Source organism: Amycolatopsis sp. NPDC003865 (assembly GCF_053605345.1).
Genome location: NZ_JBSGJA010000006.1, coordinates 311237 through 323344 on the forward strand (window position 1 = coordinate 311237; position 12108 = coordinate 323344).

Sequence of the window (12108 nt, forward strand, 5' to 3'; positions counted from 1 at the left end):
CCGGTTGCTCAGGCGGTGGCGAGTTCCTTAGGCGCCGCCGTCAGCGACGTCACCGGACCGCGGTCGCGGCTGCCCACCCACAGCGACGCCGTCGCGATGATCACCGCCATCGCGCCGAGCACGTGGAACGACACCATCGCCTCCGGCACGCCCAGCGCGTACTGCAGCGAACCGAGCCCGCCCTGCGCCACCGCGACCACCCAGACCACGACGTAGCGCTGCCAGAGGCCCTTCGGCGCGCCGATGCGCATCAGCTGGAGGCCGAACACCGCGAGCAGCAGCAGGTAAAGCACCAGCAGGCCGCCGTGGACCTGGGCGAGCGACTCCACCGGGGCGTCGAGGCGGTGGGTGTTGATGTCGCCGCTGTGCGGGCCGGCGCCGGTCACCGTCGTGCCCGCCGCCAGGACCAGCCACATCACCGCGGCCAGCGCCACCAGGATGCCCCGGCCGGACGCCGGGACGAGCGAGCGCGCCGGCTCGTCGCCCTCGCGGAACGCGCGCAGCAGCAGGACCGCGAGCCACACCAGGGGAGTGGTCGCGAGGAAGTGGATCGCGACCGTCCACCACTCGAGCTTCGCGAGCACGGTCATCCCGCCGACGACGGCCTGCAGCACGACGCCGCCGGGCATCGTCCAGGCCAGCTTCACCAGGCGCTTGCGGGACGGGTGGTCGATCTGCACGCGCCACGCCGTGACGACCGCGATGGCCGCGACGACGATGACGACGCCGGTCAGCAGCCGGTTGCCGAACTCGATCCACTGGTTGAGCGCGTCGATGCCGGAGTCGTGCTTGGGCACGAGGCTGCCGGCGACGCACTGCGGCCAGGTGGGGCAGCCGAGGCCGGATCCGGTGACGCGCACGATCGACCCGGTGACGCCGATCAGCGCCTGCGCGACGACGGCGGCGATCCCGACGGCCCGCTGCACGGCGGCGGACGGAAACGGCAGGCGGGCGACGAGGCTGGTGAACGGCACGTGCTCGATGGTAGAACCGCGCGGAAACCGGGCTTTCGGCAGGTCCCGGCGCCCAGAAGGGTGACGTGGTGCGCAAGGGACCTAGGTCACGCGAAGAGCGGGACTCAGGTGAGTTTCGTGGTGCGCGAGGCCAGCGCCCCCGCCAGCACCGCCCAGACGGCCAGCACCAGCATCGGCCCCGGCGCGAAAGCGCCGTCCACCAAAGCCGTCCGCATCCCCTCCGCCAAGGCCCCCGACGGCAGCAGCTCCACCACCACGGCCAGCCCCGAAGGCAACGACGAAGGCGCCAGCAGGATCCCGCCGGCCAGCAGCAGCACGAACCACACGATGTTGGCCAGAGCCAGCACCGCCTCGGCCCGCAAAGCGCCACCCAGCAGCACGCCGAGAGCGCCGAAAGCGAGAGTTCCCAGCACCAGCAGCAGAACCGCGGAGAAGAGCCCGGCGACCGAAGGCGACCAGCCCAGGAACGCCGCCACCACGCCGATGATCACCGACTGCAGGACCACGACCACCAACGCCGCCGCCAGCCGTCCCGCCACCAGCAGCCACCGCGGCAACGCGGTCGCCGAAAGGCGCTTCAAGACGCCGTACCGCCGATCGAACCCGAGCGCGATCGCCTGGCCCGTGAACGCCGACGACATCACCGCCAGCGCCAGGATCCGCGGCGTGATCCAGTCCACTTTGGACGTCGAGCCCAGGGACGACGAAGGCAGGATGTCCAATAGCGACAACCCGATCAGCAACGCCAAGGGGATCAACAGGGTGAGCAGCACCTGTTCGCCGTGGCGCAGCGTCAAGCTCGCCTCGACCCGCGCGTGCGTCCGCAGCATCCGGCCGAGCGAGCCCCGCCCGGGCGCCGGGGTGAAGACACCGGGCTCGAAAACCGTCACGCCCGCAGCTCCCGTCCGGTCAGCTCGAGAAAGACCTCTTCGAGCGTCCGCTTGCCGACCTGCAGCTCCTCCGGCAGGACGCCCTGCTGCGCACACCACGCCGTGACCGTCGACACCACCTGCGGGTCGACCGAACCGACCACGACGTACGTGCCCGGCGCCGACTCCCGCACCGCGTAGCCCTCCGGCAGCGCCGCCGTCAGCAACGCCGTGTCCAGCCGCGTGCGGGCCTTGAACCGCAGGCCCGCGGTGCCGGTCTCGTCCACCGTCAGCGTCTGCGGCGCGCCCGAGACGACGACCTTGCCGTGGTCCACGATCACCACCGTGTCGGCCAGCGCCTCGGCCTCCTCCATCAGGTGCGTGGTCAGCAGCACCGAAACGCCGTCACGGCGCAGCGCCGACAGCAGGTCCCACACCAGCCGGCGGGCCTGCGGGTCCATGCCCGCGGTCGGCTCGTCGAGGAACACCAGCTCGGGCCGCCCGACCAGGGCGCACGCCAGCGAAAGCCGCTGCTGCTGCCCGCCGGAGAGGCGCTTGAACGGCGTCCGCCGGACCGAAGCCAGCCCGAGGACCTCCAGCAGCCACGCCGGGTCCAGCGGGGACGCCGCGCAGGAGGCCACCAGCCCGAGCATCTCGTCGGCGCGGACGCCGGGGTACGCGCCGCCGCCCTGGGGCATGATCCCGACGCGGGGGCGCATCGCCGCCGACTCGCGGACCGGGTCGAGGCCGAGGATGCGGACCGTGCCCGCGTCAGGCTTGAGGAAGCCTTCGCAGACCTCGACGGTGGTGGTCTTGCCGGCCCCGTTCGGGCCGAGCAGGGCGAGCAGGCTGCCGCGCTCCATCCGCAGGTCGAGACCGTCGACCGCGCGGGTGGAGCCGTAGCTTTTCACCAGCCCGGTGATCTCGACGGCGGGGGCACTCACATCGGGTCACGATACGGGCTCGGCCCGCGCGGGCAGCCGCGGGGACGGCCTGGACAGCAGCACGGGCGCCAGCCGCCGCACGATCAGCATCCCGCCGCCGCACACGACGATCGCCGCGACGTAGGCGAACGGCAGCACGTACGGGCGGCCGTCGAAGGTGCTGCCGGTCGGCGGCAGCAGGAACGGCAGGGCAGCGGACAGCGCCGCCGCGGCCACCCGGAACCGGGACGTCCCGGCCGCCGCGGCCAGCGGGATCACCGCCCACAGGACGTACCAGGGCTGAAGGTTGATCTGCAGGATCATCACCGCGCCCAGCGACACGCCGAGGCCGATGATCGGCCGGTAGCGCCACTTGAAGCTGTCCCACAGGAACTTGAAGGTGATCGCCACGGCCACGAGGTAGCCGAGCGCGCCGAGGATCGGCACCAGGCCGTTGGTGTGGTTGCCGAGCCCGAGCGCGATGCCGAGGACGCCGGAGAGGTTGGCCAGCTCGGCGGTGGGGGAGATCCAGGAGCGGACCAGGCCCGGGGTGTTGAACGTCGCGCCGACCCAGCCGAAGCCGAGCCCGGTGCCGAAGCACACGGCGACGAGGACGACGCCGAACCACGCCGCCATCGGCGCGCCCGCGTAGAAGAGGTCCTTGAGCCTGCCGTGCCAGCGCCGCGCCACCATCACCGCGAAGAACGGCAGCGCGAACACCGCGGGCAGCTTGACCGCGACGCCGAGGGTGATGATCGCCACGCCCAGGCCGATGTACAGCAGTTCCCCGCGCGCGAGCGGCGGCGGCGTGTCGCCCTTCACCCGGATCGGCAGCCGCCGGATGCCGACCTCCAGGCCGGCGAGCATGAGGCCGACGGCCAGCGCGTCGTTGTGGGCGCCGGCGACGAAGTGGAAGATCAGCAGCGGGTTCAGCGCGCCGAGCCACAGCGCGGTCGCGGGCTGGACGCCGAAGCGGCGGGCCAGCCGGGGCAGCGCCCAGACGATGAGGACGACGCCGGCGAGCGCGAGCAGCCGCTGCAGCAGCACGCCGACGGCGATGCTGTTGCCGGCCAGCGGCGCCAGCCAGCCGCCGAGGCGCAGCACCAGCGGCCCGTACGGCGCCGGCGTCTCGCGCCACATGTTCGACACGCCCGCGGTGAACGGGTCGGCGACGCCCAGGGCCTGCGCCGGGCCGAGCACGTACGGGTCCATCCCGCGGTGCACGATCTCGCTCTGCGCGAGGTAGCTGTAGACGTCGCGGGAGAACAACGGCGGGATGACCAGCAGCGGCAGCACCCACAGCGCGATGGTCCGGGCGAGCTGGCCCTGGGAGGCGAGCCGGGTGCGGTCGGGGCGGGCGAACTTGCCGAGCATCAGCCAGCTGAGCACCAGGATGCCCATCCCGGAGATGGCGATGGCCAGCGACACCGTCGGGATCCGGGTGAACAACCGCAGCACCGGGATCTCCTGCACCGGGTTGATCACCGGGGCGGCGCCGGCGCCCAGGGAGCCGAGGGCGAGGAAGAGCGACCCGACCGTGCCGAAGCGGCGGACCACGTTCAGCCCGCGCCGCTCGTCGGCCTCCAGGGGCAGCGGCTCCAGCGGGCGGACGGGCGAAAGCGTGACGGGGTGGGCACTCCCGGTGTCCAGCTCCGCCACTTGCCGTTCCTGCTGAGCAGGATGTTCGCCCACAGCCACGGGTGCAGGGTATCGGTCCGCCCCGGAGTGAGTCGGGTCACTGCCGGAGACCCCGCCTTTGCGGGTCATCCGGAAATAAGACACACTTGTGTTGTGAAAAAGACGGAGGCGGGTGACCAGGCGGGCGGCGACATGCCCCGCGCCGCACACCCGCACGTCCCGTCGCAGGTCAGCGCCGAGGGCAAGACCCGGCACGAAGTCGCCCGGCTGCTGCTGGAACAGGGTCCCATGACCGCCGTCGTGGTCGCCGAGCAGCTCGGGATCAGCCCGACGGCCGTCCGCCGCCACCTCGACGCGCTGCTCGCCGACGGCGAGGCCGAGACCCGCGACGCACCCCGCCGCGGACCCCGAGGCCGGGGTCGTCCGGCGAAGCTGTTCCTGCTCACCGAGCCCGGCCGCGCCCGCTTCGGGCACGCCTACGACGACCTGGCCGTGTCGGCCATCCGCTTCCTCGCCGAGCACGCCGGCGAAGACGCCGTCCGCGCCTTCGCCGAACGCCGCATCGAAAAGCTGGTCGGCCCGCACCGCTCGGCGATCACCGCTTCGAGTGATCCGTCGGCGCGCGCCGAGGCCCTGGCGACCGCGTTGACCAGGGAGGGCTACGCTGCGTCGACCCGTCAGGTCGGGGCCCCGGCCGCCGGTCAGAACGTCGGGGCGCAGCTCTGCCAGCACCACTGCCCGGTCGCCCACGTGGCCGCGGAGTTCCCGCAGCTGTGCGAGGCCGAGACCGAGGCGTTCGCGCAGCTGCTGGGCACCCACGTCCAGCGGCTGGCGACCATCGCGCGCGGTGACTCCGCGTGCACCACCCACGTACCCGTCACGGCGGGTCAGCCGGCCCATCCCGAGCCGGCAAGCACGGTGCCCTCTGGGCGCACAGCACGGATCCCGAATGGAGGGAAACCCGCATGACTGCCGCTGCCGAGCAGCGCACTCCCACCACCGCGCCACTGAGCCAGGAAGAGACCATCGAGTCCCTTGGCAAGTACGCGTTCGGCTGGGCGGACTCCGACGAGGCGGGCGCCAGCGCCCGTCGCGGGCTGAACGAGGACGTTGTCACCGACATCTCCTCGAAGAAGTCCGAGCCGGAGTGGATGCGCGAAGCGCGACTGAAGGCGCTCAAGCTCTTCGAGAAGAAGCCCATGCCCAACTGGGGGGCCGACCTCTCCGGGATCGACTTCGAGAACATCAAGTACTTCGTGCGGTCCACGGAGAAGCAGGCGGCCTCCTGGGAGGACCTGCCCGAGGACATCAAGAACACCTACGACAAGCTCGGCATCCCCGAGGCGGAGAAGCAGCGCCTCGTCGCCGGTGTCGCCGCGCAGTACGAGTCCGAGGTCGTCTACCACCAGATCCGCGAGGACCTGGAGGAGCAGGGCGTCCTGTTCCTGGACACCGACTCCGCGCTCAAGGAGCACCCGGAGCTGTTCCAGGAGTACTTCGGCTCGGTCATCCCGGCCGGCGACAACAAGTTCTCCGCGCTGAACACGGCGGTGTGGTCCGGCGGCTCGTTCATCTACGTGCCGAAGGGCGTGCACGTCGAGATCCCGCTGCAGGCCTACTTCCGGATCAACACCGAGAACATGGGCCAGTTCGAGCGCACCCTGATCATCGTCGACGAAGGTGCGTACGTGCACTACGTCGAGGGCTGCACGGCGCCGATCTACCAGTCCGACTCGCTGCACTCGGCGGTCGTGGAGATCATCGTCAAGAAGGGCGCCCGCTGCCGCTACACGACCATCCAGAACTGGTCGAACAACGTCTACAACCTGGTCACCAAGCGCGCCAAGTGCGAAGAGGGCGCGACCATGGAATGGATCGACGGCAACATCGGTTCCAAGGTGACGATGAAGTACCCGTCGGTGTTCCTCATGGGCGAGCACGCCAAGGGCGAGGTCCTGTCGGTCGCGTTCGCGGGCGAGGGCCAGCACCAGGACGCGGGCGCCAAGATGGAGCACCTCGCGCCGCACACCTCCTCGACGATCGTGTCGAAGTCGGTGGCGCGCGGCGGTGGCCGCACCTCCTACCGCGGCCTGGTCCGCGTGGCGAAGCGGGCGCACCACTCGCGCTCCAGCGTCGTCTGCGACGCGCTGCTGGTGGACACCATCTCGCGGTCGGACACCTACCCGTACGTGGACATCCGCAACGACGAGGTGTCCATGGGCCACGAGGCCACGGTGTCCAAGGTCAGCGAGGACCAGCTGTTCTACCTGATGTCGCGCGGCCTCGACGAGGCCGAGGCGATGGCGATGATCGTGCGCGGCTTCGTGGAGCCGATCGCCCGTGAGCTGCCGATGGAGTACGCGCTCGAGCTGAACCGCCTGATCGAGCTCCAGATGGAAGGGTCCGTCGGCTAGTCATGTCGGTTACCGAGAACAACGTTTCCGAGGCTCTTCGCGAGGGGGCGGTCATCCCGGCCGCCTCCCGCGCGGAGCGCTTCACCTCCTACGACGTCGAGGCCTTCGAGGTCCCCGGTGGTCGTGAGGAGAACTGGCGCTTCACGCCGATGAAGCGCCTTCGCGGCCTGCACGACGGCAGCGCCGTCGCCACCGGCGAGATCACCCTCGAAACCGAGGCCGCGTCCGAGCTGAAGATCGAGTCGGTCGGCCGCGACGACGAGCGGCTGGGTGCCGCCGGCGTCCCGAGCGACCGCATCGCCGCGCAGGCGTACTCGTCGTTCCAGAAGGCCACCGTCGTGACGGTGCCGAAGGAGACGAAGGCGTCGAAGCCGTCCGTGCTGCGGATCCACGGCCCGGGCGAGGGCCAGGTCGCCTACGGGCACCTGCAGGTCCGCGCCGAGGCGTTCGCCGAGGCCGTGATCGTGCTCGACCACGTCGGCTCCGGCACCTACGCCGACAACGTCGAGTTCGTCATCGGCGACGGCGCCAAGGTCACCGTGGTCAGCGTCCAGGACTGGGCCGACGACGCCGTGCACGTCTCCGAGCAGCACCTGAAGCTGGGCCGCGACGCCGCGCTGCGGCACACCGTCATCACCCTGGGCGGCGACCTGGTCCGCGTCTCGCCGACGGCGACGTTCGCGGACAAGGGCGGCGACGTCGAGATGCTCGGCGTCTACTTCGCCGACAAGGGCCAGCACCAGGAGCACCGCCTCTTCGTCGACCACGCGGTGCCGAACTGCAAGTCGCGCGTGATGTACAAGGGCGCGCTGCAGGGGGACGACGCGCACGCGGTCTGGATCGGCGACGTCCTGATCCGCGCCGCGGCCGAGGCCACCGACACCTATGAGCTCAACCGCAACCTGGTGCTCACGCCCGGGGCGCGCGCGGACTCGGTGCCGAACCTCGAGATCGAGACCGGCGAGATCGAAGGCGCCGGCCACGCGAGCGCGACGGGAAGGTTCGACGACGAGCAGTTGTTCTACCTCCAGTCGCGCGGGATCGCCGAAGAAGCCGCGCGCCGCTTGGTCGTGCGCGGGTTCTTCCACGAGATCCTGGTGAAGATCGACGTCCCCGAGGTGCGCGAGCGCCTCGAAGCCGCGATCGAAGCCGAACTCGAAGCCGTTGGCGCCTGACCGCCCTCTCTGACTTAGGAAACGAAGAAATGGCTACCCTGGAAATCAAGGACCTCCACGCCTCGGTCACGACCGACGAGGGCGCCAAGGAGATCCTCAAGGGCGTCAACCTGACCATCAAGTCGGGCGAGACGCACGCGATCATGGGCCCGAACGGCTCGGGCAAGTCCACGCTGTCCTACGCGATCGCCGGGCACCCGAAGTACGAAGTCACCTCGGGTGAGGTCCTGCTCGACGGCGAGAACGTCCTCGAGATGAGCGTCGACGAGCGCGCCCGCGCCGGCCTCTTCCTGGCCATGCAGTACCCGGTCGAGGTGCCCGGCGTGTCCATGTCCAACTTCCTCCGCACCGCGGCCACCGCGGTCCGTGGCGAGGCCCCCAAGCTGCGCCACTGGGTCAAGGAGGTCAAGGAGGAGATGGGCAAGCTCGAGATCTCGCAGGAGTTCGCCGAGCGCTCGGTCAACGAGGGCTTCTCCGGCGGCGAGAAGAAGCGCCACGAGATCCTGCAGCTGGCGCTGCTCAAGCCGAAGTTCGCCATCCTCGACGAGACCGACTCGGGTCTGGACGTCGACGCCCTGCGCGTCGTCTCCGAGGGTGTCAACGCGTACAAGGCCTCCAGCGAGGTCGGCGTCATGCTGATCACGCACTACACCCGGATCCTGCGGCACATCACGCCGGACTTCGTGCACGTCTTCGCCGGTGGCCGCATCGTCGAGTCGGGCGGCAAGGAGCTGGCGGACGAGCTCGAGGAGAACGGCTACGTCAAGTACGTGGGCAAGCCCGAGCCCGCCGCGCTCTGACGCTTTTCCCCGTACTACACCGAGAATGAGAGGAGTCGGCCCGATGACCACCACCTCGGCCAGCTCTTTGCCACTGGACGTGGCGGCCCTGAGGGCCGACTTCCCCATCCTGTCGCGCACTGTCCGCGACGGGAAACCCTTGGTGTACCTGGACTCCGGGGCGACCTCGCAACGCCCGACCGCGGTGTTCGAGGCCGAACGCGAGTACGTCTTCACGTCGAACTCCGCGGTCCACCGCGGCGCGCACCAGCTGTCCGAAGAGGCCACGGACGCCTACGAATCCGCTCGGGCGAAGATCGCCGAGTTCGTCGGCGCCGACTCCGAAGAACTGGTGTTCACGAAGAACGCGACCGAGGGCATCAACCTCGTCGCGTACTCGTTCGGCAACGCCGCCACCGCGGGCCCGGAAGCCGCGCGGTTCGTCGTCGGCCCGGGTGACGAGATCGTCGTCACCGAGATGGAGCACCACGCGAACCTCGTGCCGTGGCAGCAGCTGTGCCAGCGCACCGGGGCGACGCTGAAGTGGTTCAAGGTGACGCCGGAAGGCCGGCTCGACCTGTCCGATGTGGACGAGCTGATCACGCCGCGCACGAAGGTGGTCGCGTTCGCGCACCAGTCGAACGTGCTCGGCACGGTCAACCCGGTCGAGCTGCTCGTCGAGAAGGCCAAGGCGGTCGGCGCGTTCACCGTGCTGGACGCCTGCCAGTCGGTGCCGCACTTCCCGGTGAACTTCCACGCGCTGGGCGTCGACTTCGCCGCGTTCTCCGGGCACAAGATGCTCGGCCCGTCCGGCATCGGCGTCCTGTACGGCCGCACCGAGCTGCTCGAAGCGATGCCGCCGTTCCTCACCGGCGGGTCGATGATCGAGATGGTCCGCATGGAGGGCTCGACCTTCGCGCCGCCGCCGCAGCGGTTCGAGGCGGGCGTGCCGATGACGTCGCAGGCCATCGGCCTCGGCGCGGCCGTCGACTACCTCTCGGCCATCGGCATGGACCGGATCGCGGCGCACGAGCACCAGCTCGCCGCGGCGGCCATCGAGGGCATCGGCGCGATTCCCGGCGTCCGGATCATCGGGCCGACCGACTTGAAGGACCGCGGCGCGACCGTGTCGTTCGTGATCGACGGCGTGCACCCGCACGACGCCGGCCAGGTGCTCGACAGCCTCGGCATCGCCGTGCGCGTCGGCCACCACTGCGCGTGGCCGCTGCACCGCGCGTGCAACGCCCAGGCCACCGTGCGCGCGTCCTTCTACCTCTACAACGATCTGTCCGAAGTGGACGCCCTCGTCGCGGGCATCCGCGAGGCGCAGAAGTTCTTCGGGGTGGCCCGGTGAACCTCGAGAGCATGTACCAGGAGATCATCCTGGACCACTACAAGAACCCGCACGGGCGCGGCCTGCGCGACCCGTTCGACGCCGAGTCGTTCCAGGTCAACCCGACCTGCGGCGACGAGGTGACGCTGCGGGTCAAGGTCGACGACGGGAAGGTCGCCGACGTCTCCTACGACGGCCAGGGCTGCTCGATCAGCCAGGCCTCGACGTCGGTCTTGACCGACCTCGTCGTCGGCCACACGATCGAGGAGGCGTTCACCACCATGGACGCCTTCGTGGAACTGATGCAGGGCAAGGGAAAGGTCGAGCCCGACGAGGACGTGCTGGAGGACGGGGTCGCCTTCGCCGGCGTCGCCAAGTACCCCGCCCGCGTGAAGTGCGCCCTCCTCGGCTGGATGGCTTTCAAGGACGCCGTCGCCCGGACGACCAGTGGAGCTGAAAAGGCATGACCGAAGAAACCGCCACTCGTGAGGGGCGCACCGCCGCCGACCTCGACGCCGAGACCACCGCGAAGCAGGACCTCGACCTCGCCAAGATCGAGGACGTCGAGGAAGCCATGCGCGACGTCGTCGACCCCGAGCTCGGCATCAACGTCGTCGACCTCGGGCTCGTCTACGACATCCGCGTCGAGCCGGACAACACCGCGACCCTCGACATGACCCTGACGTCGGCGGCCTGCCCGCTGACCGACGTCATCGAAGACCAGACGTCGGCCGCGCTGACGTCCGGCGGCCTGGTCAAGGACTTCCGGATCAACTGGGTCTGGATGCCGCCGTGGGGCCCGGAGAAGATCACCGAGGACGGCCGCGAACAGCTGCGCGCCCTCGGCTTCACCGTCTGACGCAGTTCGTGGGAAGGCCGCTCTCCGGAGCGGCCTTCTTTGCGTATAACGACTTATACCGCGCGTGCCAGGCCAGCGCGTAGAGCCCGAGCGCGGTGGCGAACCCGCTGCAGGCGCCGGTGACCAGGAGGTACGTGGCGTTGCCGACCACGCCCGCGTCGGTCATCGGGTCGTGGTGGGCCAGGAACGGCAGCACCTGCGCCAGGACGCCGGTGAGGGCGCCGGCCGCCAGAAGTGCCGAGACGCCTTTCCGGTGCCGGGTGCCCGGCTGGACCGGGCGGGCGGGCGCGGTGCGGTACCAGCGGATCAGCCACCAGGCGAGGACCGCGGCGCCGGCGATCGTGCTGACCAACTGGCTGAGCCGGCCGACGTCGACGCCGGTGACGAGCGGGATCTTGAGGAAGGACGGCCCGCCGCTTTCGTGCGTGAAGGCGTCCCAGCCGACGTGGGTCGCGGCGCCGATGATCAAAGAGAGCGCCGTCCAGCCCGGCCGTCGCCAGGTGAAGTCGCGGGGTAGCCGTTCGGCCAGCGGTCGGGGCGCCAGGGCGAGCAGTGGCCGCTTGAGCAGGACGTGGAACACCGCGAGCAGGACCAGGGCGATGAGCGGGTCGAGCCAGAGGACCGACGCGAATTCGTGCGTCTTCGTCAGGCCGACCCCGGGCAGCCGCGGCACGAACCAGAAGACGTCCGGAGCCACAGACCCGGCCACGAGCGCGGAGGGGACCAGGGGCCGCCTGGCCAGCGGGAGCACGGCGGCCGGGTGACTCAGCGTGAACGGCACGGAGCTAGTATCCCGGGGTGGTCCTGCGCTCGATCGCCCTGTTCCTCGCTGCGGCGGTCTGTGAAATCGGCGGCGCGTGGCTGGTCTGGCAGGGCGTGCGGGAACACCGCGGCTGGCTGTGGATCGGCGGCGGAATCCTGGCGCTGGGGGTGTACGGCTTCGTGGCGACGCTCCAGCCGGACGCCCACTTCGGCCGGATCCTGGCCGCGTACGGCGGCGTGTTCGTCGCCGGCTCCCTGGCCTGGGGGATGGTGGCGGACGGTTACCGCCCGGACCGCTACGACGTCCTCGGCGCGCTGCTGTGCCTGGCCGGGGTCGCGGTGATCATGTACGCGCCCCGGGCGGGGTGACGAGGCCGCCGCC

At 70.5% G+C, this 12108-nt stretch carries 13 protein-coding genes; 8 read left to right on the top strand and 5 right to left on the bottom strand.

Annotation, left to right across the window (positions count from 1 at the left end; genetic code table 11):
- Nucleotides 1-8 precede the first annotated feature (8 nt).
- The 4 genes from ACWEVP_RS17510 to mptB form a co-directional block, all read right to left on the bottom strand.
- Nucleotides 9-974: a COX15/CtaA family protein gene (locus ACWEVP_RS17510; RefSeq protein WP_452063559.1), complete on the bottom strand. Its 966-nt coding sequence runs from the start codon at nucleotides 972-974 to the stop codon at nucleotides 9-11.
- Nucleotides 975-1078: 104 nt separating this feature from the next.
- Nucleotides 1079-1804 (bottom strand): ABC transporter permease, encoded by a 726-nt coding sequence (locus tag ACWEVP_RS17515; protein WP_452063651.1) that lies wholly within the window; start codon nucleotides 1802-1804, stop codon nucleotides 1079-1081.
- Between the two features lie 56 nt (nucleotides 1805-1860).
- Entirely contained in the window at nucleotides 1861-2787 is a 927-nt protein-coding gene (locus tag ACWEVP_RS17520; protein WP_452063560.1) for an ABC transporter ATP-binding protein, read from the bottom strand.
- A gap of 6 nt (nucleotides 2788-2793) precedes the next feature.
- Nucleotides 2794-4425: a polyprenol phosphomannose-dependent alpha 1,6 mannosyltransferase MptB gene (gene mptB, locus ACWEVP_RS17525; RefSeq protein ID WP_452063652.1), complete on the bottom strand. Its 1632-nt coding sequence runs from the start codon at nucleotides 4423-4425 to the stop codon at nucleotides 2794-2796.
- A 171-nt stretch (nucleotides 4426-4596) separates the two neighbouring features.
- Here mptB and ACWEVP_RS17530 point away from each other — a divergent pair, with 171 nt between their 5' ends.
- Genes ACWEVP_RS17530 through ACWEVP_RS17560 form a run of 7 tightly spaced genes read left to right on the top strand, consistent with a single transcriptional unit; the run spans nucleotide 4597 to nucleotide 10964 of the window.
- A complete protein-coding gene (locus ACWEVP_RS17530) occupies nucleotides 4597-5373 on the top strand; it encodes a helix-turn-helix transcriptional regulator (protein ID WP_452063653.1) in 777 nt (258 codons plus the stop codon).
- Nucleotides 5370-6818 (top strand): Fe-S cluster assembly protein SufB, encoded by a 1449-nt coding sequence (sufB, locus tag ACWEVP_RS17535; RefSeq protein WP_452063561.1) that lies wholly within the window; start codon nucleotides 5370-5372, stop codon nucleotides 6816-6818. The genes ACWEVP_RS17530 and sufB overlap by 4 nt, the downstream gene beginning before the upstream one ends.
- 2 nt (nucleotides 6819-6820) lie before the next feature.
- Nucleotides 6821-7993, top strand: coding sequence for a Fe-S cluster assembly protein SufD (sufD, locus tag ACWEVP_RS17540; RefSeq protein WP_452063562.1), 1173 nt, complete (start codon nucleotides 6821-6823; stop codon nucleotides 7991-7993).
- Between the two features lie 29 nt (nucleotides 7994-8022).
- The gene (gene sufC / locus ACWEVP_RS17545) at nucleotides 8023-8793 is read left to right on the top strand and encodes a Fe-S cluster assembly ATPase SufC (protein WP_452063563.1); all 771 of its coding nucleotides are present in this window, start codon (nucleotides 8023-8025) and stop codon (nucleotides 8791-8793) included.
- Between the two features lie 43 nt (nucleotides 8794-8836).
- On the top strand, nucleotides 8837-10126 hold the full coding sequence (locus ACWEVP_RS17550; RefSeq protein WP_452063564.1) for a cysteine desulfurase: 1290 nt from the start codon (nucleotides 8837-8839) through the stop codon (nucleotides 10124-10126).
- Nucleotides 10123-10572, top strand: coding sequence for a Fe-S cluster assembly sulfur transfer protein SufU (gene sufU / locus ACWEVP_RS17555; protein WP_364446784.1), 450 nt, complete (start codon nucleotides 10123-10125; stop codon nucleotides 10570-10572). The genes ACWEVP_RS17550 and sufU overlap by 4 nt, the downstream gene beginning before the upstream one ends.
- Nucleotides 10569-10964, top strand: coding sequence for a metal-sulfur cluster assembly factor (locus tag ACWEVP_RS17560; protein ID WP_449666424.1), 396 nt, complete (start codon nucleotides 10569-10571; stop codon nucleotides 10962-10964). Before sufU ends, ACWEVP_RS17560 begins: the two co-directional genes overlap by 4 nt.
- Here ACWEVP_RS17560 and ACWEVP_RS17565 read toward each other — a convergent pair.
- Entirely contained in the window at nucleotides 10954-11745 is a 792-nt protein-coding gene (locus tag ACWEVP_RS17565) for a DUF4184 family protein (protein ID WP_452063565.1), read from the bottom strand. The two genes, ACWEVP_RS17560 and ACWEVP_RS17565, sit on opposite strands and share 11 nt — an antisense overlap.
- A gap of 17 nt (nucleotides 11746-11762) precedes the next feature.
- On the opposite strand from ACWEVP_RS17565, the gene ACWEVP_RS17570 reads away from it, so the two are divergent.
- The gene (locus ACWEVP_RS17570) at nucleotides 11763-12095 is read left to right on the top strand and encodes a YnfA family protein (RefSeq protein ID WP_452063566.1); all 333 of its coding nucleotides are present in this window, start codon (nucleotides 11763-11765) and stop codon (nucleotides 12093-12095) included.
- Nucleotides 12096-12108: the final 13 nt, after the last annotated feature.

Coding starts and splice junctions, on each gene's coding strand:
- sufC (WP_452063563.1), top strand. CDS start 8,023: ATGGCTACCCTGGAAATCAAGGACCTCCACGCCTCGGTCACGACCGAC.
- ACWEVP_RS17560 (WP_449666424.1), top strand. CDS start 10,569: ATGACCGAAGAAACCGCCACTCGTGAGGGGCGCACCGCCGCCGACCTC.
- ACWEVP_RS17530 (WP_452063653.1), top strand. CDS start 4,597: ATGCCCCGCGCCGCACACCCGCACGTCCCGTCGCAGGTCAGCGCCGAG.
- ACWEVP_RS17550 (WP_452063564.1), top strand. CDS start 8,837: ATGACCACCACCTCGGCCAGCTCTTTGCCACTGGACGTGGCGGCCCTG.
- sufB (WP_452063561.1), top strand. CDS start 5,370: ATGACTGCCGCTGCCGAGCAGCGCACTCCCACCACCGCGCCACTGAGC.
- ACWEVP_RS17515 (WP_452063651.1), bottom strand. CDS start 1,804: ATGCTGCGGACGCACGCGCGGGTCGAGGCGAGCTTGACGCTGCGCCAC.
- sufD (WP_452063562.1), top strand. CDS start 6,821: ATGTCGGTTACCGAGAACAACGTTTCCGAGGCTCTTCGCGAGGGGGCG.